At 66.4% G+C, this 21,372-nt stretch carries 20 protein-coding genes; 9 read left to right on the top strand and 11 right to left on the bottom strand.

Features of this window, described 5'->3' with window-relative positions; all coding sequences use genetic code 11:
• The first annotated feature begins 25 nt into the window (after positions 1-25).
• The 3 genes from AC07X5_RS05660 (at position 26) to AC07X5_RS05670 (ending at position 2,669) form a co-directional block, all read left to right on the top strand.
• On the top strand, positions 26-919 hold the full coding sequence (locus tag AC07X5_RS05660; RefSeq protein WP_494769333.1) for an alpha/beta hydrolase family protein: 894 nt from the start codon (positions 26-28) through the stop codon (positions 917-919).
• A 28-nt stretch (positions 920-947) separates the two neighbouring features.
• Positions 948-1,790, top strand: a complete 843-nt coding sequence (locus tag AC07X5_RS05665) for an acyl-CoA thioesterase (protein ID WP_494769334.1) — start codon at positions 948-950, stop codon at positions 1,788-1,790.
• A 99-nt stretch (positions 1,791-1,889) separates the two neighbouring features.
• Positions 1,890-2,669 carry an enoyl-CoA hydratase gene (locus AC07X5_RS05670; protein WP_494769335.1) on the top strand — a complete coding sequence of 260 codons (780 nt, stop codon included), beginning with the start codon at positions 1,890-1,892 and terminating at the stop codon, positions 2,667-2,669.
• Positions 2,670-3,447: 778 nt separating this feature from the next.
• Here AC07X5_RS05670 and AC07X5_RS05675 read toward each other — a convergent pair.
• Complete coding sequence (locus AC07X5_RS05675) at positions 3,448-5,610, bottom strand: 3-hydroxyacyl-CoA dehydrogenase NAD-binding domain-containing protein (RefSeq protein ID WP_494769336.1); 2,163 nt, start codon at positions 5,608-5,610, stop codon at positions 3,448-3,450.
• A gap of 13 nt (positions 5,611-5,623) precedes the next feature.
• Positions 5,624-6,829, bottom strand: coding sequence for an acetyl-CoA C-acetyltransferase (locus AC07X5_RS05680; RefSeq protein ID WP_494769337.1), 1,206 nt, complete (start codon positions 6,827-6,829; stop codon positions 5,624-5,626).
• A gap of 216 nt (positions 6,830-7,045) precedes the next feature.
• Between AC07X5_RS05680 and AC07X5_RS05685 the strand changes: the two genes are divergently transcribed.
• Positions 7,046-7,333, top strand: a complete 288-nt coding sequence (locus AC07X5_RS05685) for a hypothetical protein (RefSeq protein ID WP_494769338.1) — start codon at positions 7,046-7,048, stop codon at positions 7,331-7,333.
• An 84-nt stretch (positions 7,334-7,417) separates the two neighbouring features.
• Here the strand turns inward: AC07X5_RS05685 and AC07X5_RS05690 are convergent, their stop codons facing one another.
• On the bottom strand, positions 7,418-8,050 hold the full coding sequence (locus AC07X5_RS05690) for an outer membrane beta-barrel protein (protein WP_494769339.1): 633 nt from the start codon (positions 8,048-8,050) through the stop codon (positions 7,418-7,420).
• A gap of 197 nt (positions 8,051-8,247) precedes the next feature.
• Between AC07X5_RS05690 and AC07X5_RS05695 the strand changes: the two genes are divergently transcribed.
• Positions 8,248-8,553 (top strand): hypothetical protein, encoded by a 306-nt coding sequence (locus tag AC07X5_RS05695; RefSeq protein ID WP_409961214.1) that lies wholly within the window; start codon positions 8,248-8,250, stop codon positions 8,551-8,553.
• 6 nt (positions 8,554-8,559) lie between these two features.
• Here AC07X5_RS05695 and AC07X5_RS05700 read toward each other — a convergent pair whose 3' ends face one another.
• The 7 genes from AC07X5_RS05700 to AC07X5_RS05730 all read right to left on the bottom strand — a co-directional run bounded on the left by AC07X5_RS05700 (position 8,560) and on the right by AC07X5_RS05730 (position 16,577).
• Positions 8,560-9,723, bottom strand: coding sequence for an acyl-CoA dehydrogenase family protein (locus tag AC07X5_RS05700; RefSeq protein ID WP_494769340.1), 1,164 nt, complete (start codon positions 9,721-9,723; stop codon positions 8,560-8,562).
• 117 nt (positions 9,724-9,840) lie between these two features.
• Entirely contained in the window at positions 9,841-11,004 is a 1,164-nt protein-coding gene (locus tag AC07X5_RS05705) for an ABC transporter substrate-binding protein (RefSeq protein WP_494769341.1), read from the bottom strand.
• Between the two features lie 104 nt (positions 11,005-11,108).
• Complete coding sequence (locus AC07X5_RS05710) at positions 11,109-12,965, bottom strand: AMP-dependent synthetase/ligase (RefSeq protein WP_494769342.1); 1,857 nt, start codon at positions 12,963-12,965, stop codon at positions 11,109-11,111.
• 5 nt (positions 12,966-12,970) lie between these two features.
• Positions 12,971-13,789 (bottom strand): ABC transporter ATP-binding protein, encoded by an 819-nt coding sequence (locus tag AC07X5_RS05715; RefSeq protein ID WP_494769343.1) that lies wholly within the window; start codon positions 13,787-13,789, stop codon positions 12,971-12,973.
• The gene (locus tag AC07X5_RS05720) at positions 13,786-14,625 is read right to left on the bottom strand and encodes an ABC transporter ATP-binding protein (protein ID WP_409957482.1); all 840 of its coding nucleotides are present in this window, start codon (positions 14,623-14,625) and stop codon (positions 13,786-13,788) included. Before AC07X5_RS05720 ends, AC07X5_RS05715 begins: the two co-directional genes overlap by 4 nt.
• On the bottom strand, positions 14,622-15,698 hold the full coding sequence (locus AC07X5_RS05725) for a branched-chain amino acid ABC transporter permease (protein ID WP_409957481.1): 1,077 nt from the start codon (positions 15,696-15,698) through the stop codon (positions 14,622-14,624). The genes AC07X5_RS05720 and AC07X5_RS05725 overlap by 4 nt, the downstream gene beginning before the upstream one ends.
• A gap of 3 nt (positions 15,699-15,701) precedes the next feature.
• Positions 15,702-16,577 carry a branched-chain amino acid ABC transporter permease gene (locus AC07X5_RS05730; protein ID WP_494769344.1) on the bottom strand — a complete coding sequence of 292 codons (876 nt, stop codon included), beginning with the start codon at positions 16,575-16,577 and terminating at the stop codon, positions 15,702-15,704.
• Between the two features lie 183 nt (positions 16,578-16,760).
• On the opposite strand from AC07X5_RS05730, the gene AC07X5_RS05735 reads away from it, so the two are divergent.
• The 3 genes from AC07X5_RS05735 (at position 16,761) to AC07X5_RS05745 (ending at position 18,884) form a co-directional block, all read left to right on the top strand.
• On the top strand, positions 16,761-17,558 hold the full coding sequence (locus AC07X5_RS05735) for a crotonase/enoyl-CoA hydratase family protein (protein WP_494769345.1): 798 nt from the start codon (positions 16,761-16,763) through the stop codon (positions 17,556-17,558).
• 83 nt (positions 17,559-17,641) lie between these two features.
• Positions 17,642-18,127 (top strand): thioesterase family protein, encoded by a 486-nt coding sequence (locus tag AC07X5_RS05740; RefSeq protein WP_409957478.1) that lies wholly within the window; start codon positions 17,642-17,644, stop codon positions 18,125-18,127.
• Between the two features lie 175 nt (positions 18,128-18,302).
• Positions 18,303-18,884 carry a bactofilin family protein gene (locus tag AC07X5_RS05745; protein ID WP_494769346.1) on the top strand — a complete coding sequence of 194 codons (582 nt, stop codon included), beginning with the start codon at positions 18,303-18,305 and terminating at the stop codon, positions 18,882-18,884.
• 43 nt (positions 18,885-18,927) lie between these two features.
• Here AC07X5_RS05745 and AC07X5_RS05750 read toward each other — a convergent pair whose 3' ends face one another.
• Entirely contained in the window at positions 18,928-19,365 is a 438-nt protein-coding gene (locus tag AC07X5_RS05750; protein WP_494769347.1) for an acyl-CoA thioesterase, read from the bottom strand.
• A 127-nt stretch (positions 19,366-19,492) separates the two neighbouring features.
• On the opposite strand from AC07X5_RS05750, the gene AC07X5_RS05755 reads away from it, so the two are divergent.
• Positions 19,493-21,340, top strand: a complete 1,848-nt coding sequence (locus AC07X5_RS05755; RefSeq protein ID WP_494769348.1) for an ABCB family ABC transporter ATP-binding protein/permease — start codon at positions 19,493-19,495, stop codon at positions 21,338-21,340.
• Positions 21,341-21,372 lie beyond the last annotated feature (32 nt).

Here is a 21,372-nt window from a genome sequence, read left to right on the forward strand (position 1 = left end):
AGATCGGCTTTTACAGGAGACGAACATGGATAAGCAGACTTTGCAGGTAGATGGTGTCCAACTGGCGCTGCGCGTGTACGAGCCCGAAGGCGGGGCTGGCGCTGCGCGCGCCAGTGTCGTCATCGGCGGGGCCATGGGGGTGCGGCAGGCGTTCTACGAGGCGTTTGCGCGCTGGCTGGCGCAGCAGGGGTTTCGGGTCACGACGTTCGATTACCGCGGGCACGGGGATTCGCTGCAGGGGCCGATGCGGGCCGTGAAGGCGGATCTGTTCGACTGGGCGCGGGACTACGAGGCCGTCATCACGAGCGCCAAGGCCGCGTTGCCGGCGCAGCCGCTGTACCTGCTGGGTCACAGCCTGGGGGCGCAACTGCCAGGGCTCCTGCGCAATCCGGCGCAGGTCGATGGGCTGCTGAGCATTGCCGCGGGCAGCGGGTACTGGCGTGACAACGCGCCCCGGCTCAAACGCATGGTGCCGTATTTCTGGTGGGTGCTGGTGCCGCTGGCGACACGGCTGTGCGGTTACTTTCCCGGACGCAAGCTCAAGAAGGTGGGGGACCTGCCTGCCGGTGTGATCCTGCAGTGGCGCCGCTGGTGCCTCTCCCCCACCTACAGCGTGGGCGCCGAGGGTGCGGCGGCGGCGCAAAGCTATGGCGCGGTGCGCTTTCCGGTGCTGGCGCTGTCGATGAGCGACGACGAGCTCATGACCCTGCGCGGCACGCACAACCTGGTGAACCTGTACGCCAACACCGAGCGCCGCGTGGAGCGCATCACCCCGGCCGACGTGCAGGTGCGCCGCATCGGGCATTTCGGCTTTTTCCGGGACCAGTTCCAGCAGAGCCTGTGGCCACGGGCTGTGGAGGCGCTTGCCGGGCTGGGCCAGGGTGACAGGACTGCGACAGTCACCGGCATGACGGCTTAGACGGCCGACCCGCGGCACACTCCACGCCATGACGAAGACTTCTGCGACAGCTTCCCACCCCCTGGACGAAGCCCTGCAACTGGAGCCCGTGGCCGGTGCGCCCGGCCAGTACCAGGGCAAGACCCACCCGGGCTACTGGAACATGGTCGGCCCGTTCGGCGGTGCCACGGCGGCCACCCTGCTGCAGGCCATCCTGCTGCACCCGAACCGGCTGGGCGACCCGCTGTCGCTCACGGTCAACTATGCGGGGGCCCTGGTGGAGGGCACGTTCACCATCCAGGCCGTGCCGGTGCGCACCAACCGCTCCACCCAGCATTGGACGCTGTCCATCCTGCAGGCCGATGCCGAAGGCGCACCCGTGGTCACCACCACCGGCACGGCGGTGACGGCGGTGCGCCGCGAGACCTGGAGCGTGGGCGATCTGCCCATGCCCGAGGTGACGCCGGCCGCTGACCTGGAGCCCATCTCCCGGCAGGGGGTGGAGTGGATCAACCGCTATGAAATGCGCCCGCTGAAAGGCCCCATCCCCAACACCTGGGACGGCAGTGGCGACCACAGCACCACGCAGCTGTGGATGCGCGATGCACCGCCACGGCCGCTGGATTTCCTGTCGCTCGCGGCCCTTGCCGACGTGTTCTACCCACGGGTCTGGTTGCGTCGCGCACGCCGCGTGCCCGCCGGCACGGTCTCCATCACCGTGTACTTCCATGCCAGCGCCGAGCAACTGAAAGCCACCGGCATCGGCCACCTGCTGGGCCAGGCACGCGGCCAGGAATTCCGCAACGGCTTTTTCGACCAGACCGCCCAGTTGTGGAACGAGGCCGGCACCATGCTGGCCACGAGCCACCAGATCGTCTACTACAAGGAATGAACCCTGCGGCGGCGCGGGTGCTGGTTATCCTCGCCCGTTGTCCTCGACATTGACTGCCTGCCATTCGCAGGCCATCCAATCCACCCACATCCAATCACCATGACCGACGCCACCACCCAAGACATCCTGGTCCATACCGAGGCCGGTATCACCACCATCACCTTCAACCGGGTGGACAAGAAGAATTCCATCACCACCACCATGTACGCCGCCATGGCCGATGCATTGGTGGCCGCCGAGGCGGACGCTGCCGTGCGCGTGGTGGTGTTCCAGGGCGATGTGGCGATCTTCAGCGCCGGCAACGATATCGGCGATTTTCTGCAGCAACCGCCGGCCACGCAGGATTCGCCGGTGTTCCGCTTTCTGCACGGCATCGCCGCGTTTCCCAAGCCCATCATCGCGTCCGTCTGCGGTCCGGCCGTGGGCATCGGCACGACCATGCTGTTCCATTGCGACCTGGTCTACGCGGGCGACAACGCAGCGTTCTCCATGCCCTTCGTGAACCTGGGCCTGTGCCCCGAGGCAGCGTCCAGCCTGCTGGTGCCGCAGATGATGGGCTACCACCGCGCGGCCGAGGCCCTGCTGCTGGGCGAGCCCTTCATGGCCGAGGCCGCTTTGGAAGTGGGTCTGGTGAACCGCGTGGTGCCGCCCACCGAGTGCAACGGCGTGGCGCAGGCGCAGGCGAAGAAGCTGGCCGCGAAGCCCTTGTCTGCGTTGATCGAGACCAAGCGCTTGATGAAGAAGGGGCAGACGCAGCCGGTGCTGGAGCGCATGGGCGAGGAGGGGGCGAGCTTTGGGCGCATGCTGCGGGAGCCGGCTGCGCGCGAGGCGTTTTCGGCGTTCATGGAGAAGCGCAAGCCTGATTTCAGCAAAGTTTGATTTTTGATGGTGGTTGCTTCTCTTCTTTGTTGAAGGGCGGGAGCCGGGATGTGCGCCCGGCGGCGCACCCACCTTCTTTTGCGTCGCCAAAAGAAGGTGGGCCAAGAAAAGGCGACCCCCAGTCTGCGTCCCTTCGCTTCGCTGCGGGCAACCTGCGATGCTCGGATCTGGGGTGGGCGTCGATGAACTCGCTTCGTTCTTCGAACTCCACTCAAACAGCATCAACGAGTCAGACGACGAAGCGTGTGTGTCCTGCGGCACACACGCCCACCCCAGCTCCTGCGCTTCTCGGCGCAGCCAGAAGGGGTGGGGAGCGGGTACCCCACGGCTGCTGCTTCGCAGCTGCGCCGGGTGTCGGTTACGCGCTGCGCGCTGCCGACGGGCGGCTTAGCCGCCCTGGCGAGCCGAGCGCAGCGAAGGACCACAGGCCGAGCGAAGCAATGGCCCGTGTGGAGCCCGCTCCCACCCCCTTCTGACCGTGCCGAGAAGCGCAGGGCCTGGGGTGAGCGCGTGCCGAAGGACACGCGCATCGTTGTCTGACTCACCGCGGATGTTTGAGCGGAGTTCACCCGCAGGGGGAACGCAGCGAGTTCCGCGGTGCACCCCAGGACCGAGCATCGCAGGTTGCCCGTAGCGAAGCGAAGGGACACGGGCAGCGGGGTCGCCTTTTCTTTGCCTTCTTTCTTTTGGCGACGCAAAAGAAAGAAGGTGCGCCGCCGGGCGCACATCCCGGCTCCCGCCCACCAATCAGGCAAATTGTTCGCTTGGGTATTGAGCGTCAATACCGAGGTTGAAATCTCGCGATCGCATCACGCACTGCAGCATCCAAAGCAAACCCCGTCCCAAACCTCTGCGCCAATTCATCTGCCCGCGCAAGGAACGCCTCCACTCCTGTTCCATAAATGAACTGCATCGCCCCCCCAGTCCAAGCCGGAAACCCGATCCCGAAGATCGACCCGATGTTCGCATCGTGCACGCTCGTGAGCACCCCCTCCGCCAGGCAGCGCGCCGTCTCCACCGCCTGCCGGTACAGCAATCGGTCCTGGATCTCCTGCACGCTCAGGGCGCTTGACGTATCTGCAGGGCGCCCGAACAGCGACGACAGCTGCGGCCACAGGTGCTTCCTGCCACCCGCAGGGTAGTCGTAGAACCCGCCCCCGCCTGCCCGTCCCGGGCGTTTCAGTTCCTTGACCATGCGCTCCACCAGCAGCTCGCCAGGCGTGGCGAGGTACGTACGCCCCTCGGCCGCATAGTCGGCGCGGGTCTGGTCGAGCACATGCACGCTCAGGGTCAGCGCCGTCTCGTCGAGCACGGCCAGGGGCCCCACGGGCATGCCGGCCTGCATGGCCGCGTTCTCGATCAAGGCGGCGGGCACGCCTTCGCCGAGCAGGGCTGCGCCTTCCATGACATAGGTGCCGAAGGTGCGGCTGGTATAGAAGCCGCGCGAGTCGTTGACCACGATGGGCACCTTGCCCAGGGTCTGCACATAGTCAAACGCGCGCGCCACGGTCTCGTCGTCCGTGGCCTTGCCGCGGATGATCTCCACCAGCTTCATCTTGTCCACCGGGCTGAAGAAGTGGATGCCGACGAATTTTGCGGGCCGGCTGCTGGCCTGGGCCAGGCCGCTGATGGGCAGGGTGGAGGTGTTGCTGGCGAAGAAGCCCCCCTCGGCGAGTTGGGGCTCAGCCTCCTGCGTCACCTTGGCCTTGAGTTCGCGGTTCTCGAACACGGCCTCGATCACCAGGTCGCAGCCAGCAAGGTCGGCGGCATCGGCGGTCGCCTTGATCCTGTCGAGCAGCGCCTGCTGCGCAGCAGCTTCCATGCGGCCCTTGTCCACGCGCGCCTGCGAGAGCTTGGCGCTGTAGGCCTTGCCGGCATCGGCTTTCTCTTGCGTGACATCCTTGAGCACCGTGGCAATGCCCCGGCTGGCCTGGGCCCAGGCAATCCCCGCGCCCATCATTCCGGCACCCAGGATGCCGACCTTCTGCGGCTTGTAGCGTGGGGCATTGCCGGGGCGCGACTGGCCGCTCTTGATCGCATTCATGTCGAAGAAGAACGTGTTGATCATGTTGCGCGCCACGGGGCCGGTCATCAGGCGGGCCAGGTAGCGGCTTTCGATGCGCAGCGCCGTGTCGTAATCGACGAGGGCACCTTCGACCATGGTGGCCAGAATCGCCTCGGGGGCAGGGTAGCGGCCGCGCGTGGTCTTCTTGAGCATGGCGGGCGCCACGCTCAGTGCGCCGGCCACCTTGGGGTTGGTGGGCGTGCCGCCGGGCATCCTGTGGTTCTTGTCGTCCCAGGGCTGTACCGAGTGCGGGTGGGTGGCGATGCGCGCCAGCGCGGCGGGCAACAGTTGCTCGGGCGTGGCCACCAGTTCGTGCACCAACTGCAGTTCCAACGCCTCGCGCGGATTGAACAGCTGGCCTTCGAGCAGGTAGGGCTGGGCGCCCATCAGCCCCAGCAGGCGCGTCATCTTGGTGATGCCGGTGGCGCCGGGCATCAGGCCAAGGGTCACCTCGGGCAGGCCGAACTGGATGCGCGGGTTGTCCACTGCGATGCGGTAATGCCCGACCAGCGCCACCTCCCAGCCGCCGCCCAGCGCTGCGCCATTGAGGCAGCTGACCACCGGGATGCCCAGGGTATCCAGCGTGCGGAAATGCTTCTTCATGCGCTCGATCTCGCCGAAGGCCGTGGGCGCATCGGCCGGTGTGAGGCGCATGGTGGCCTTGAGGTCGGCCCCTGCGAAGAAGCTGGTCTTGGCCGATGCCAGCACCACGCCTTTGAGTTGAGCGCGGTCGGCCACGACGCGGGCCGTGGCCTCGCCCAGGTCGGCCTGCCACTGGCGGCACATGGTGTTGACGCTGGAGTCGGGTTCGTCGAAGGTGATGAGGGCCACCTTGCCGTCGGCGGCATCGAGGAGTTCGTAGCGGATGGTCTGCATGGTGGGGTCCTTCCTAGACACGTTCGACGATGGTGGCAATGCCCATGCCGCCGCCCACGCACAAGGTCGCCAGGCCGTAACGCAGCTGCCGGCGGTGCAGCTCGTCGATCAACGTGCCCAAAATCATGGCGCCCGTGGCGCCCAGCGGGTGGCCCATGGCGATGGCGCCGCCGTTGACGTTGACCTTCTCGTGCGGCACGCCCAGCTCGCGCATGAAGCGCATGGGCACGGCGGCAAAGGCCTCGTTGACCTCGAACAGGTCGATCTGGGCCATGTCCATGCCTGCCTTGGCCAGCGCCTTGCGCGCGGCGGGCACCGGTCCGGTGAGCATGATGGTCGGGTCGGCGCCGCTGAGCGCCGTGGCCACGATGCGCGCGCGGGGGGTGAGGCCATGGGCCGCGGCGGCGGCCTCGTTGCCGATCAGCACGGCCGCCGCGCCATCGACGATGCCCGAAGCATTGCCCGCGTGGTGCACATGGTGGATGCGCTCCACCTCAGGGTAGCGCTGCAGCGCCACGGCGTCGAAGCCCATGCCGCCCAGCTGCTCGAACGAGGGCTTGAGCGCGGCCAGGCCTTCGAGCGTGGTCTGCGGCTTGATGAACTCGTCTTCCTCCAGGATAGGCAGGCCCAGGAAATCCTGCACCGGCACCACCGACTGCTTGAAGTACCCGGCCGCACGCGCAGCAGTGGCGCGGCGCTGCGATTCGACGGCATAGGCGTCGACGTCGGAGCGCGTGAAGCCATCGAGCGTGGCAATCAGGTCCGCACCGATGCCCTGGGGCACGAACAGGGTGGCCGAGTTGGTGTCCGGGTCTTGCGCCCAGGCGCCGCCGTCCGAGCCGATGGGCACGCGGCTCATGCTCTCCACGCCGCCGGCCACCACCAGATCCTCCCAGCCGGAGCGCACCTTTTGCGCGGCCAGATTGACCGCCTCCAGGCCCGAGGCGCAGAAGCGGTTGACCTGCACGCCCGAGGCGCGGAAGTCCCAGCCGGCCTTGAGCGCCGCCACCTTGGGCAGCACCGAACCCTGCTCGCCCACCGGCGAGACGATGCCCATGACGATGTCGTCCACGGCGGCGGTGTCGAAGCGGTGGCGGCGCTGCAGCTCGGCCAGCAGGCCGGTGAGCAGGCTGATGGGCTTGACTTCGTGCAGGCTGCCGTCCTTCTTGCCTTTGCCCCGCGGCGTGCGGATGGCATCGAACACATAGGCTTGTGTCATGGCGTGTCTCCAGTTGGTCGCCGCAGTATAGGGCGGTACGGCTTTATGCAGAGCATCTGCTTTGTATAAATGGTGACACAGAGGAGCCGTTTTCCACCCCGGCTGTAGGAACAGGACGGCAGGGGCTGGATGGTTTGGCTGACGGCGGTCCCGCGCCAGGACTTCGAGACTCATCTCCCAGCACCTTGTCCATCGTCTCTTCCATCCAGGTGAACCATGAGCAGCAGCACCCAGCCTCGCGAAGCAGATCCGCCGACCCGCCACCATTGCGCGCCGCAACCGCCGCAGGCCGGGTATGGGGCCTTGGACAAGGAGGGGATCCGCTACATCGCCGTATGCCTGCTCGCGGTACTGGGTGTCGCCTGGCTGTTGGGGCCGTTCATGGGTATGGCGGCCCTCATCGTGCTGGCGACGCTGTATTTCGTCTGGCGTGAACCCGTCGCGTCCCATGGCCTTGCGTTGCGCTGGGACGAGCACTACGAGCAGCCAGGTCGCATGCAATAGGGCGGGGAGGTAGACGGTTGCCGAAGTTGTCTCGGCACCATGCTGCTGGCGCTGCCGGGGGCCGGCGGCGCCGTTCGTTGTGCCTCAGAACCGGTAGCGCACGCCCACGGTGGCCATGTCGGCAGGGGCCGTATCGTCCGCGAAGTGCAGGCGGTGGCGCTCCCACTCCAGTACGGCAGCGATATTGGGCGTGAAGCCCCAGCTGGCGCCCACGCCGAAGGACAGGCCCATGCCGCTGTCCCTGCCGGTGCGCAGTCCATAGACCGGCTGGGCGGAGGTCACGGTGCGGCTGTAAGTGGTGCCGGCCTTGGCAAACAGCTCCAGGCGATCGCCGATGGGGGCACGACCGACCAGGCTCAGGTTGACGCCCTGGGCCTTGGTCCTGCCGTCCAGCCGGTACGAGCGGCCAAAATCCAGGTAGCCCAGCTCCACGCCGAAGTTGCGGTGAAAGTACCCGCCGGTGCTGAGCTTCCAGGCGGTGTCGCTGTCGTCGTAAGCCAGCCCGGACGGCCCCGAATACAGGTCGTACCGGGAACGCCCGCCCGACAGGCCGACGTAACCGGCCTGGGTGAAGGGCAGGAACGACCTCGATGAGGGCAGGGGCGCATCTGCCGGGGCCTGCGCCCGCGCGATGCCGCACACGACGCCGAAGAGGGCGCCGCCGACAGCGGCAATGAGCCAGTGGGAAGTGCTGTTGCTGCGCCGTGCATGTCTCATGGAAGTCTCCCGGGGTAAGGACACCGTTCTTGGCGCCCGCACGCGCAGGCCGCCTGACTTCCAATTTAGGGGGGCGCCCTGTAACAGCACGTGGGATTTGGTAAGCGGTGTTTGTAGGAACCGGCCTGCAGGGAACCGCGCGCGCAGCACGCTATCCTGTAACCTGCGAACAACAGGCTTTCACCGACATCCAGACCATGGCAAAAACCCTTTCCGAATCCCTGCAGCGCCTGGCACGCGACGCCATCGAATACGACGACGCGCGCTCCGGCTTTTTCCTTGAGCACCACTTGGCGCTGGCCGCCGGCGCGGGGCTGGCCGTGTCCGCGCTGATGGCGCCCAGCCGCAGCGCAGCGGCCGTGCGCGGCATCGCGGCCGGGGTGCTGCTGGTGCGCGGGCTCAGCGGCCGCGATGGCGTGCGCGACTGGCTGCAGGTGCGCGGAGCGGCGCCTGCGCCGCGCAAGCTCAGCCCCGAAGAAATCCGCGAAACCTGGCTGTTGTAGAGAGGGCTACTTGCCCAGCCCCATGGCGCGGGTGATCACTTCCTTCATGATCTCGTTGGTGCCGCCGTAGATGCGCTGCACCCGGGCATCGGCATAGGCGCGGGTGATGGGGTACTCCCACATGTAGCCGTAGCCACCGTGCAGCTGCAGGCATTCGTCCATCACCTTGCACTGCAGGTCGGTGGTCCAGTACTTGGCCATGCTGGCGGTGGCCGTGTCAAGCCGGTCGGCCGCGACCAGCTCGCAGCACTTGTCCACGAACACGCGCGCCACCTGCACCTCGGTCTGCAGCTCGGCCAGGGTGTAGCGGGTGTTCTGGTAGCTGGCCACGGGCTGGCCGAAGACCTTGCGCTGCTTGACGTAGTCCACCGTCCAGTCGATGGCTGCCTGGGCGGCGGCCACGGCGCTGATGGCGATCTGCATGCGTTCCCAGGGCAGTTGCTCCATCAGGCAGATGAAGCCTCGCCCTTCCATGGCCGCGCCGCCGAGCAGGTTCTCGGCCGGCACCTTCACATCGGTGAAGAACAGCTCGGAGGTGTCCTGCGCCTTCATGCCCAGTTTCTTGAGGCGCTGGCCCTTTTCGAAGCCCGGCATGCCGCGCTCTACCAGCAGCAGGCTGGTGCCCTTGGCACCGGCCGCCGGGTCGGTCTTGGCCACCACGATCACCAGGTCCGCATGCCAGCCGTTGGTGATGAAGGTCTTGCTGCCGTTGAGCACATAGTGCGATCCGTCGGCGCTCTTCACGGCCGTGGCCTTGATGCCCTGCAGATCGCTGCCGGCCGCCGGCTCGCTCATGGCGATGGCGCCTACCATGGCGCCGCTGGCCAGTTGCGGCAGGTAGCGGCGCTTTTGGTCCTCGGTGCCGTAGTGCAGGACGTAGGGCGCCACGATCTCGCTGTGCAGCCCGAAGCCCAGGCCGGTGAAACCCGCGTGCGCGATGGCCTCCATCTGGGCCACCGAATACAGCCGGTCGGCGCCCGCACCGCCGTATTCCTCGGGCAGGCTCATGCACAGAAAGCCGTTCTCGCCGGCCTTGGCCCATACGGCACGGTCCACGTAGCCCTGTTCCTCCCAGGCTGCATGGTGGGGGGCGACCTCTTTGTCGAGGAAGCGCGCGAAGCTTTCGGCAAAGGCCTGGTGGTCGGCGTTGAAGAGGGTGCGTTCGATCATGGTGTTCATCTCCGCTGTAATTTTGCAAAGCATCTGCTTTTCAAAATTCTGCCATGGACCTGCGCCAACAAAAAGGCCGCCCATTGGGGGCGGCCTGGAGGCGAAGGCGGACGCCGCCTACTTGACGTAGTCCGATACCACCTTCCACTTGCCGTCCTGGATCTGCGACAGGCGCGACAGGTCGCTGCCCAGGCGCTTCTGCGGGCCGTAGGACGCTTCCGCGCTGCCGAACATGTCGGGCGGGATCACCATGGTGTCCATGGCCTTGATGAAGCTTTCGGTGGTCAGCCCGGTACCGGCCTTCTGCGCCGCGCGGATGAAGGCGTCGATGGCGCCGTAGCCGTAGACCGAGAACACGGTCGGGTCTTCATTGAACTTGGTCTTGTACTTGTTGGCCCAGAAGCGGATGGGCTGCGAGGCCTCGTCCAGGTAGGGGTGCTGCACCGTCATGGTGGCGTACAGGCCGTCCATGGGCTTGCCGCCCAGCTTGTGGATCAGGTCGGTATAGGCCGCGCTCGAGCCGAGGAAAGTGGGATTGAAGCCCGTCTTGCGCGCTTCGCCGATGGTGCCGATGGTCTCGCGGATGATGGTGCCCAGCACCACGAAGTCGCAGTCCGCCGCCTTCATCTTGGCCACCTGGGACGAGAAGTCGGTGGCACCGCGCTTGTACGAAGTCTTCTCGGTGAAGTCCATGCCCATGCTCTTCAGGGCCGCTTCGCCGCCGCGCATCACCTCCAGGCCGAACTCGTCGTCCTGGTAGATGGTGCAGATCTTCTTGGCGCCTTTTTCCTTGATGAGCTTGGGCGCAGCAAGGCGGATCTGGTCGTAGTAGGTCGCGGCGAACGAGTACTTGAGCTTGTGGAAGGGCTCGTACATCTCGCGCGCCGCCGTCACCGGGAAGAAGTTGATCACGTTCTTGCTGAACTGCACCGGCATGGCCGCCAGGTTCTGCGCGGTGCCGATGTGCGCCACCATCATGAAGATCTTGTCCTGGTTGACGAGCTTCTGCGCCGCCAGCACCGCCTTCTTGGGGTCGTAGCCGGAGTCTTCCACCTTGAGGTCGATCTTGCGGCCGTTGACGCCGCCCTGCTCGTTGGCCTCGTCCACGCGCAGCATCATGCCAAGGCGCACCTGCTTGCCGAAGCCCGCCAGCGGCCCCGACAGGTCCTGGATGGAGCCCAGCGTGATGGTGTCCTTGGCCACGCCCTGCGTGGCCTGGGCATGCGCGGCGCCGCCGGCCATGGCCACGGTGGTCAGTGCGGCAAGGTGAAGAAGTCTCATGGCAGGTCTCCTTGTATGGATAGGACGGATCCCGTTATAGAACGATGCCCCGGGTGGAGCACCAGCACTTTCCCTAGCGGTCCATGGCGCGCCGCAACATGGGCTCAGCGGTACATGGCCTCGATGCGGTCGGCGTACTTCTGCTGCACCAGCTTGCGCTTGAGCTTCATGGTCGGAGTCAGCTCCTCGTCCTCGGCCGAGAGCTGGGTGTCGAGCAGAAAGAACTTCTTGATCTGCTCTACGCGCGCGAAGCGCTTGTTCACGCGGTCCACCTCGGCCTGGATCAGCGCCTGCACCTCGGTGGCGCGCGTCAGGCTGGCGTAGTTGGAGAAGGGCACGTCGTGGTCCTGTGCGTACTTCTCCACGTTCTCCTGGTCGATCATGATGATCACCGTGAGGTAGGGGCGGGCGTCGCCGATCACCACAGCATCGGTCACGTAGGGGCTGAACTTGAGCTCGTTCTCCAGCTCGCTCGGTGTGATGTTCTTGCCCCCGGCCGTGATGATGATGTCCTTCATGCGGTCGGTGATGCGCAGGTAGCCGTCGGCGTCGATCACGCCCACGTCGCCGGTGTGCAGCCAGCCATCGGGGGAGATGGTCTCGGCGGTCTTCTCGGGCAGGTTCAGGTAGCCCTTGAAGACGTTGGGGCCGCGCACCTGGATCTCGCCCGTGGCCGGGTCCACGCGCACCTCGTTGTAGCCTGCGGCGGGGCCGATGGAGCCGGGCTTGATGCGGCTGGCGGGCACGCCCGTGGCAGCGCCGCAGGTCTCGGTCATGCCCCACACTTCCAGCATGGGCACGCCCAGGGCCAGGTACCACTTGACCAGGTCGGGCGAGATGGGCGCCGCGCCGGTGACCAAAAAGCGCGCGCGGTGAATGCCGATGAGCTTGCGCACATTGTCCAGCGCCAGCCAGCGCGCCAGGCGGAACTGCAGCTTCTGCCCGGCGCCCACGGGCTGCCCGGCCAGCACCTGCTCGGCAATGCGCGTGCCCACGCCGATGGACCAGGCATAGGCCGCCTGCTGCAGCCGGGTGGATTCCTTGAGCGCGATCATCACGCCCGAATAGAACTTCTCCCACACGCGCGGAACGGCGGTGAACACGGTGGGAGCGATCTCGCGCACGTTCTCGGGCACGGTGTCGGGGTTCTCCACGAAGTTCAGGCGCGAGCCGGTATAGAGCGAAAAGTACTCGCCCCCCATGCGCTCGGCAATATGGCACAGCGGCAGGAAGCACATGGCCTCGTCGTCCTCGGTGCGCGAGATCAGCGTGTTGTAGCCGCGCACGGTGTAGGCCAGCGCGGCATGGGTGTGCATGGCGCCCTTGGGCTTGCCGGTGGTGCCCGATGTGTAGACCAGGATGGCCACGTCTTCGGGGCGGCAGCCCTGCACCCGGCGCTCCAGCTCGCCCGGGTGCTGTGCGTTCCAGCCGCGGCCCAGTTCGCGCAAGGCCTGCAGGCTCAGGATGTGCGGGTCGGACAGGCCGCGCAGGCCTTCCATGTCGAAGACCACGATCTTGCGCAGCAGCGGCAACTGGCCGCGCACCTCCAGCGCCTTGTCCAGCTGTTCGTCGTCCTCGACGAAGAGCACCGTGGTGCGCGAGTCTTCGCTCAGGTAGTGCACCTGGCTGGCCGCGTCGGTGGGGTAGATGCCATTGGAAACGCCGCCGCAGCTGAGCACGGCCAGGTCGGCCAGCACCCATTCGATGTTGGTGTTGGACAGCACCGAGGCGCATTCCCCGGGCGCAAAGCCCAGGGACATGAGGCCGCCCGCGATCTCGCGCACGGCTTCTGCGGTCTGGTTCCAGGTCCAGCTCTTCCAGATGCCGAGCTGCTTCTGGCGCAGCCACACGTTCGGGCCGCGCCGGGCCACACCGTTCCAGAACATCGCGGCCATGGTGTCGCCCGCGAGCACATCGGTGCCGGCCGGCTGGATGTGGGAAAGATCCCATAGGTTGGACATGCCGGTCACCTCCAGTTCTTCTTTTTCTTCCAGCGCCGCTCGCCGCGCACGCCGGCGTCCTTCATGCCCAGGTAGAACTCCTTGATGTCGTCCTTCTCGCGCAGGCGCTCGCAGCTGTCCTCCATCACGATGCGGCCGTTTTCCAGCACATAGCCGTAGTCGGACGCGTTGAGCGCCATGTTGGCGTTCTGCTCGACCAGCAGGATGGTGGTGCCGCGCTCGCGGTTGATGCGCACCACGATCTCGAAGATCTCCTTGGTGAGCTTGGGCGACAGGCCCAGGCTGGGCTCGTCGAGCAGAATCAGCTCGGGGGCGGCCATGAGCGCGCGCGAGATCGCCAGCATCTGCTGCTGACCGCCCGAGAGCAGGCCCGCGTCCTGCGCCGCGCGCTCCTTGAGGATGGGGAAGTAGCCGTACACCGCCTCCAGGTCGCGTGCCACGGCATCGGCATCGCTGCGCGTGTAGGCGCCCATGAGCAGGTTGTCGCGCACCGAGAGCAGCGCGAACACCTCGCGCCCCTCGGGCACGTGCACCAGGCCCCGGCGCACGATGGCAGCCGGGTCGTTGGCCGTGATGTTGGCACCCTGGAACTCGATGGAGCCGCGGCGCGGGTCGATGATGCCCGAGATGGTCTTGAGGATGGTGGTCTTGCCCGCGCCATTGCTGCCCAGCACGGCCGCGATCTCGCCACGCTGCACCTGCAGGCTCACGCCGCGGATGGCCTTGATGGGGCCATAGGCGCTTTCCACGTTCTGCAGGCGCAGCAGCGGCGTGTCCTCTGCGGTGCCAGTGCCAGGTTGTCCGGGAAACGGAATGACGGTCATCGTGCCACCCTTGCCGGTGCGCTGCCCGCCGGGCGGCGCAGGTTGCTCACATCGTCGATGGTGCCCAGATAGGCCTCGATCACGCCGGGGTGCGATTGCACCTCGCGCGGCGTGCCCATGGCCACCACCTCGCCCTGGTTCATGGCCAGCACGCGGTCGGACACCTTGGACACCAGCGACATGTCATGCTCCACCATCAGCACGGTGATGCCCAGTTCGTGCTGGATGTCCTGGATCCAGAAGGCCATGTCGTCGGTCTCCTCCACGTTGAGGCCCGAGGAGGGCTCGTCCAGCAGCAGCAGGCGCGGTTCGGTGCACAGCGCCCGGGCCAGCTCCACCACCTTGCGCACGCCGTAGGGCAGGCCGGCCACCAGCGTGTCGCGGTAGTGCTGCAGGTCCAGGAAGTCGATGATCTCCTCGGCCTTCTCGCGCGCCCGCACCTCGGCATCGCGCACGCGGCGGGTGAACAGCATGTCGGCCCACAGCCCGGTCTCGCGCCGCGTGTGGCGGCCGATCAAGAGGTTGTGCAGCACGCTGGCGTGTTCGAACAGCTCGATGTTCTGGAAGGTGCGCGCAATGCCCAGGCCCGCCACCTTGTGCGGCGGCTGGTCGGTCAGCGGCAGCATGCCGTTTGGCCCAGCGTAGGCGATGGTGCCGGTGGTGGGGGTGTAGATGCGGCTGATGAGGTTGAACACCGTTGTCTTGCCCGCACCGTTGGGGCCGATCAGGGTGAACACCTCGCCGCGGCGTACCTCGAAGCCCACGTTGTTCACCGCCAGCACGCCGCCGAAGCGCACGCTGAGGTTCTGGGCGCTGAGCAGGATGTCGTCAGTCATTTCAGCCTGTCCGATTTCTGAAAGGACTTCTGCCGCTTGAACAGGCCCTTGCGGTAGAACGGGAACAACTGCAGCCAGGTGCGCACCTTGAGCCAGCGACCGTACAGGCCCATGGGTTCGAACAGCACGAACAGGATCAGCACGGCGCCATAGACCACGGCCTGCAGCCCGGGCGCCTGGCCGATGGTGGCGGGAAGCCAGTCCTTGCCCAGCGAGATGAGCTGCGGCATGGAGATCAGGAAGATCGCGCCCAGGAAGGCCCCGTGCACCGAACCCAGCCCGCCGATCACGATCATAAGCAAGAGGTCGATGGACTGCAGGATGTTGAACTGGTCGGGCGAGATGAACTGCAGCTTGTGTGCATACAGCGCGCCGCCGATGCCGGCCAGCGCGGCCGAGAGCGAGAACGACAGCGTCTTGTAGCGCGCCAGGTGGATGCCCATGCTCTGCGCCGAGATTTCCGAATCGCGGATGGCCACGAAGGCCCGGCCCGTGGGCGAGCGCAGCAGGTTCAGGATGGCCAGGGTGCTGACCACGGCAACACCCAAGCACAGGAAGTAGAACGATTCGGTGGATTCGAACTTGAAACCCCAGATCTCGGGTGGCACCAGGTGCTTGCCCGAGTTGCCGCCCGTGACCGATTCCCAGCGCGCGAACACTTCCTCGACGATGAAGCCGAACGACAAGGTGGCCATGCCCAGGTAGATGCCCTTCACGCGCAGCGCCGGCAGGCCCACGATCACCCCCACCGCGGCGGACAGGCCCGCCGCGCAGGCCAGCGACAGCGCGAACGGCCAGCCCATGCCCGTGAGCACCGCCTGCGTGTAGGCCCCGACGCCCAGGAAGGCCGCATGCCCGAGCGAGAACAGCCCCGTGAAGCCCGCCAGCAGCATCAGCCCCAGGCCGACGATGGCGTAGATGAGCACGAAGGTCAGCTGCGCCAGCCAGTACTCGGGTGCCACCCAGGGCGCTACCACCAGGGCCAGGCCCAGCAGCCCGTACCAGAACACATGCCCGCCGTGCTTGGCCAGCCGCAGATCCTGCTCGTAGGAGGTCTTGAAAAGAAAGCGCATGGGTCAGACTTTCTTTCTGAGTTTCTCGCCGAACAGGCCGTTGGGCCGCACCATCAGCATGATGAGCACCACGATGTAGGCCGCGGTGTCCTTGAATCCGTCGGGCAGGTAAAAGCCCGAGAACGATTCCACGATGCCGATCACCAGGCCGCCCACGATGGCGCCCGGCAAGCTGCCGAAGCCGCCCACCACGGCGGCCGGAAAGGCCTTGAGCCCGATCAGCCCCATGTTGGCGTGCACGAAGGTGATGGGCGCCAGCAGGAGCCCGGCCACGGCCGCCACGGCGGCGGCCAGGCCCCAGGCCAGGCCGTTCAGGCGCTGCACGGGAATGCCCATGTAGTAGGCCGCCAACTGGTTCTGCGACGAGGCCTGCATCGCAATGCCCAGCTTGCTGTAGCGGAACAGCGCGAACAGCAGCGCGCACAGCACGCCGGTGGCCGCGATCACGGCCAGTTGCTCGGCGTTGAGCACCAGCGCGCCGAGCTTGAACGCCAGGTCCTTGTAGGGCACGGGCAGGGTGTGCGTTTCGGTGCCGATGGCGGGGATCATGGTCACCAGGCCGCGTAGCACATAGCCGATGCCGATGGTGAGCATGACGATGGAGAAAGCGGGTTGTCCCAGGATGGGGCGGATCACCACGCGTTCGAGCACGGTGCCGAACAGGCCCATTGCCGCGATGCTGGCCAGCACCGCCACCCAGAAGGGAAAGCCGAGCACCGTCATCAGCGCCAGGCCGCAGAAGGCGCCCAGCATCATGAGTTCGCCCTGGGCGAAGCTCACGGTTTCCGTGGCCTTGTAGATGAGCACGAAGCCGAGCGCGATCAGGCCGTAGATGCACCCCTGGGCGACTCCGCTGATCAACAGTTGCACAAATTGCACACTGGCCCTCCGGAATATTTATACAAAGCAATTGCTTTGCATAAATAATGGTGCCTGCGCGCAGCCCCTGCTGCACTCGGGGCTAACCCTGAGTGCGGGCACCGCCAAGGCACCGCGCATGTTGTCCCTTTGCCAAGGGCCGCGCAATAAGGGTTGCGTCCTATGCGGCGCGTGGAGGAGTCCATGTCCATCGAGGTAGACAAGCAAGGCCGTGTCACGCTGGTGACACTGCGCCGGCCGCAAGTGCGCAACGCGGTCGATGCCGCCACGGCGCGTGCGCTGCATGCGGCCTTTCTCGCGTTCGAGCGTGACGACACGGCCGACGTGGCCGTGTTCCATGGCGCGGGCGGCCACTTCTGCGCGGGCTGGGATCTGCAGTCGGGCGCGCGGCTGCAGGCCGAGGGCACGTCGCCCGAGGCCTTGGCCGAGGCGCTCGACTATGCGGCCGCTACACCGGACCCTGCCGGTCCCATGGGCCCGAGCCGGCTGCAGCTGTCCAAACCCGTGGTGGCGGCTGTCACTGGTGCCGCCGTGGCCGGCGGCATGGAGCTGGCCCTGTGGTGCGACCTGCGCGTGATGGAAGAGGACGCCTACTTCGGCGTGTACTGCCGGCGCTTCGGCGTGCCGCTGATCGACGGCGGCACGGTGCGGCTGCCGCGCCTGGTGGGTCTGTCGCGCGCGCTGGACCTGATCCTCACGGGCCGCAAGGTGGAGGCGCAGGAAGCCCTGCAGATGGGCCTGTGCAACCGCGTGGTGCCATCCGGCCAGGCGCTGGCGGCTGCCCTGGCACTGGCGCATGAAATCGCCGCGTTTCCACAGGCCACATTGCGTTCGGACCGGGCCAGCGCCATCGCCCAGGAGGGCCTGCCATTGGCCGATGCGCTACTGCAGGAATGGCAGGGCGGACGCGCCTGCCTGGCCGAAGCGCTCCAGGGCGCAGCGCGCTTCACCGCGGGCCAGGGGCGGCACGGAAAGTTTTGATTGAAAATGACCGGGAACGCTTTCCGTGGTGGCATGGCCTGCTATCCATTGAAGAGCGCACGAAGACACCGCACAGGAACACCATGAGCAAGACCAGCACCGCAGTGCCGCAGGAATTCGAGCCCGAATTCGTGGCCGGCCTGAAATCCATCTTCGAGGAAAAGATCGTCTTCAACCAGGTGCTGGGCCTGAAGATCACCGGCCTGCACCCCGAGCGGGTGGAAGGGCGCATCGACATGAAGCCCGAGCTGGTGGGCCACTATGCCTACAACCGGGTGCATGGCGGCGTGATCAGCGCCGGGCTCGATGCCATGGGTGGCCTGGCGGTGATGGCCGCCATCGGCGGGCGCCACATGGACGAAGCGCCCGAGCAGCGCCTGCACCGCTTTGCCAAGCTCGGTACCATCGACCTGCGCATCGACTACCTGCGCCCCGGCATCGGCAGCCACTTCACGCTGCATGCCGAGGTGCTGCGCCTGGGCTCGCGCGTGGCCACCACACGCATGGAGTTCAAGGGGCCGAACGGAGAGATCATGTCCGCGGGGGCGGCGGCCTACATCGTGTCCTGACCCGAGGCCGAGACAGAAGGCATGCCTTTGAAATATGTAACCCACTGGATGTGAGTGCCCGCAAACATTGCAAGCGCATGCTACGGGTGAACCGTTTGGTTACGGTTCTTGCGCAATGCACGCATCCGTCGCGTAGGTGCACTCCTACGATGAAACCTCTTTTCAAGGAGTACCGATGGCCGTGCAAAACCCCTTCTTTGGCAAGCGTGAACCCGAGTCGTTTCAGCCCCGCCACAGTCCTTCCAGCTCCACCGGCCTGAACAGCCCGCTGACCAGTTCTTCCGCCGCCGCCACCACCGCTCCCTCGTCGGCGCCGGTCAGCCCGGCCCTGGCCAAACCTTCGGCGGCCGCGGATTCCACGGGCAGCAAGCTCACGGTGGGGCCCAACATCAAGCTCAAGGGCGTGGAGATCACCGATTGCGACACGCTGGTGGTCGAGGGCACGGTGGAGGCCACCATGGACTCGCGCGTGATCCAGATTTCCGAGCACGGAGCCTTCCGCGGCTCGGCCGAGATCGATATTGCCGAAATCCATGGCGAGTTCAATGGCACGCTCACCGTGCGCCAGAAGCTCGTTATCTACAGCAGCGGCAAGGTCAACGGCAAGATCCGCTACGGCAAGCTGGTGGTGGAAGAGGGCGGCCAGTTGGCTGGCGAGATCGAATCGGGCATCGGCTCGGGCCATTCGTCGTCTGCCTTGCGCAGCACCGCGCAACCCGTGCGCGCCGAGCCCACGGCAATGGCGGTGGCTGCCTGATCGCCCGCAGGCCAGGACAAGCGGGTCCGTCAAGGAGCCCGGCTCATGCCCCGGGCTTTGCGCTCTCACCCGCAGGGCGCGGAACCGGTCGTGGACGGCCTTCGTCATCGATGGCCACATAGGTCAGGCGCGCTTCGGTCACCTTGACATAGCGCCCCTGGTCGGCAAAGCGCTCGGCATACACCTCCACCTGCACGGTGACCGAGGTGTTGCCCACGCGTGTGATCGACGAGAAGAACGACAGGATGTCGCCCACACGCACCGGCTGCTTGAAGATGAATTCATTGACCGCCACGGTGGCCATGCGGCCCTGCATGTAGCGTGCCGGCAGCACGGAGCCGGCCAGATCGACCTGCGCCATGACCCAGCCGCCGAAGATGTCGCCATTGCCATTGGTGTCCGCGGGCATGGGGATCACCTTGAGCACCAGTTCCTTGTCGGTGGGCAATTGGGCGGCGGGTGGGCTGAAATTCTCGGACATGGGCACAATCTCGGTTGGGGCTGGCGCGGATGCGGGGGACACCACGGGTGGACTCCGGAGCCGGCCCCGGTAAAAACCACCCAGGCGCCAGCCGGGTCGGTAAAAACAACAACCGGAATTGTCCCCCATGCGCCCTGTCGGCGAACCCCGCCCCGCCCAGGCACCGGCTTTGGCCGCTGCCCCCCCTCCTTCCGACTGGGCCACCATCGGCCGCCTGCTGCCCTACCTGTGGCAGTACAAATGGCGCGTGGTCGCGGCCATCGTCTTCATGGTGGGCGCCAAAATGGCCAACGTGGGCGTGCCCGTGCTGCTCAAGACCCTGGTCGATGCCATGGACGTCAAGCTGGGCGAGCCTGCGGCCCTGCTCGTGGTGCCCGTGGGGCTGCTGCTGGCCTATGGCGCGCTGCGCCTGTCCACCTCCATCTTCAGTGAGCTGCGCGAACTGGTGTTCGCCAAGGCCACACAAGGTGCGGCGCGTTCCATCGCGCTGCAGACCTTCGAGCACCTGCACGCGTTGAGCCTGCGCTTCCACCTGGAGCGGCAGACCGGCGGCATGACGCGCGACATCGAGCGCGGCGTGCGCGGCATCGAGTCGCTGATCTCCTTCACCCTGTTCAACGTGGTCGCCACCCTGGTCGAGGTGGTGCTGGTGCTCACTGTGCTGGCCGTCAAGTTCGATGCCTGGTTTGCCTGGATCACGCTGGCGGCCCTGGGTGTCTACATCCTGTTCACGGTACTGGTGACCGAGTGGCGCACCCAGTTCCGGCGCGAGGCCAACGAGTTCGACTCGGCCGCGCACACCAAGGCGGTGGACTCGCTGCTCAACTACGAAACCGTCAAGTACTTCAACAACGAAGGCTTCGAGGCCCGGCGCTACGATGAGAGCCTGGAGCGGTTGCGCCGCGCGCGCCTCAAGAGCCAGACCACGCTGTCCATGCTCAACGCGGGCCAGCAGCTGATCATCGCCATCGGCCTGGTGGCCATGCTCTGGCGCGCCACGCAAGGGGTAGTCGATGGCCGCATGACATTGGGCGACCTGGTCATGGTCAACGCCTTCATGATCCAGCTGTACATACCGCTCAACTTTCTGGGCGTGATCTACCGCGAGATCAAGCAAAGCCTGACCGACCTGGACAAGATGTTCGTGCTGATGGACAAGGAGCGCGAGGTGGCCGATGCCCCCGGAGCCCAGCCGCTCACGGGCCTGGACCGTCCCACGGTGCGCTTCGAGAGCGTGCACTTTGCCTACGATGCCTCGCGCAGTGCCGACGGCGTTCCCAATGGCCGGCCCATCCTGCAGGGTGTGAGCTTCGAGATCCCGGCGGGCAAGACGGTGGCCGTGGTCGGGCCCTCGGGTTCGGGCAAGTCCACCCTGGCGCGGCTGCTCTACCGCTTCTACGACATCCAGCAGGGACGCATCACCATCGCCGGGCAGGAGATCCGCGCGGTCACGCAGGCCAGCGTGCGCCAGGCGATCGGCATCGTGCCGCAGGACACCGTGCTCTTCAACGACACCATCGCCTACAACATCGCCTATGGCCGCACCGGCGCCAGCCAGGCCGAGGTGGAGGCCGCCGCCCGTTCGGCCCGCATCCACGACTTCATTGCCAGCACACCTGCCGGCTATGGGGCCATGGTGGGTGAGCGCGGGCTCAAGCTCTCGGGCGGCGAAAAGCAGCGCGTGGCGATTGCACGCACCCTGCTCAAGAACCCGCCCATCCTGATCTTCGACGAGGCCACCTCGGCGCTCGACTCGGCCAACGAGCGCGCCATCCAGTCCGAGCTGCAGAGCGCCGCCCAGAACAAGACCACGCTGCTGATCGCGCACCGCCTGTCCACGGTGGTCGATGCGCACGAGATCCTGGTCATGGACGCCGGCCGCATCGTCGAACGCGGCACGCATGCCGAGTTGCTTGCCCAGCGCGGGCGCTACGCCAGCATGTGGGCGCTGCAGCAAAGCGATGGCGCGGCATGAAGTCGGCCTCCATCCATCGGAACCGCTTTTGA

It is taken from the genome of Acidovorax sp. GW458-11-26-14-TSB4, assembly GCF_059423865.1.

What these genes read in the sequence shown, in the direction of transcription:
- AC07X5_RS05680 (WP_494769337.1), bottom strand. Translation starts at nt 6,829, where the DNA reads ATGACACAAGCCTATGTGTTCGATGCCATCCGCACGCCGCGGGGCAAA.
- AC07X5_RS05710 (WP_494769342.1), bottom strand. Translation starts at nt 12,965, where the DNA reads ATGTCCAACCTATGGGATCTTTCCCACATCCAGCCGGCCGGCACCGAT.
- AC07X5_RS05690 (WP_494769339.1), bottom strand. Translation starts at nt 8,050, where the DNA reads ATGAGACATGCACGGCGCAGCAACAGCACTTCCCACTGGCTCATTGCC.
- AC07X5_RS05705 (WP_494769341.1), bottom strand. Translation starts at nt 11,004, where the DNA reads ATGAGACTTCTTCACCTTGCCGCACTGACCACCGTGGCCATGGCCGGC.
- AC07X5_RS05665 (WP_494769334.1), top strand. Translation starts at nt 948, where the DNA reads ATGACGAAGACTTCTGCGACAGCTTCCCACCCCCTGGACGAAGCCCTG.
- AC07X5_RS05695 (WP_409961214.1), top strand. Translation starts at nt 8,248, where the DNA reads ATGGCAAAAACCCTTTCCGAATCCCTGCAGCGCCTGGCACGCGACGCC.
- AC07X5_RS05740 (WP_409957478.1), top strand. Translation starts at nt 17,642, where the DNA reads ATGAGCAAGACCAGCACCGCAGTGCCGCAGGAATTCGAGCCCGAATTC.
- AC07X5_RS05685 (WP_494769338.1), top strand. Translation starts at nt 7,046, where the DNA reads ATGAGCAGCAGCACCCAGCCTCGCGAAGCAGATCCGCCGACCCGCCAC.
- AC07X5_RS05735 (WP_494769345.1), top strand. Translation starts at nt 16,761, where the DNA reads ATGTCCATCGAGGTAGACAAGCAAGGCCGTGTCACGCTGGTGACACTG.
- AC07X5_RS05700 (WP_494769340.1), bottom strand. Translation starts at nt 9,723, where the DNA reads ATGATCGAACGCACCCTCTTCAACGCCGACCACCAGGCCTTTGCCGAA.
- AC07X5_RS05725 (WP_409957481.1), bottom strand. Translation starts at nt 15,698, where the DNA reads ATGCGCTTTCTTTTCAAGACCTCCTACGAGCAGGATCTGCGGCTGGCC.
- AC07X5_RS05715 (WP_494769343.1), bottom strand. Translation starts at nt 13,789, where the DNA reads ATGACCGTCATTCCGTTTCCCGGACAACCTGGCACTGGCACCGCAGAG.
- AC07X5_RS05750 (WP_494769347.1), bottom strand. Translation starts at nt 19,365, where the DNA reads ATGTCCGAGAATTTCAGCCCACCCGCCGCCCAATTGCCCACCGACAAG.
- AC07X5_RS05675 (WP_494769336.1), bottom strand. Translation starts at nt 5,610, where the DNA reads ATGCAGACCATCCGCTACGAACTCCTCGATGCCGCCGACGGCAAGGTG.
- AC07X5_RS05720 (WP_409957482.1), bottom strand. Translation starts at nt 14,625, where the DNA reads ATGACTGACGACATCCTGCTCAGCGCCCAGAACCTCAGCGTGCGCTTC.
- AC07X5_RS05660 (WP_494769333.1), top strand. Translation starts at nt 26, where the DNA reads ATGGATAAGCAGACTTTGCAGGTAGATGGTGTCCAACTGGCGCTGCGC.
- AC07X5_RS05755 (WP_494769348.1), top strand. Translation starts at nt 19,493, where the DNA reads ATGCGCCCTGTCGGCGAACCCCGCCCCGCCCAGGCACCGGCTTTGGCC.
- AC07X5_RS05745 (WP_494769346.1), top strand. Translation starts at nt 18,303, where the DNA reads ATGGCCGTGCAAAACCCCTTCTTTGGCAAGCGTGAACCCGAGTCGTTT.
- AC07X5_RS05670 (WP_494769335.1), top strand. Translation starts at nt 1,890, where the DNA reads ATGACCGACGCCACCACCCAAGACATCCTGGTCCATACCGAGGCCGGT.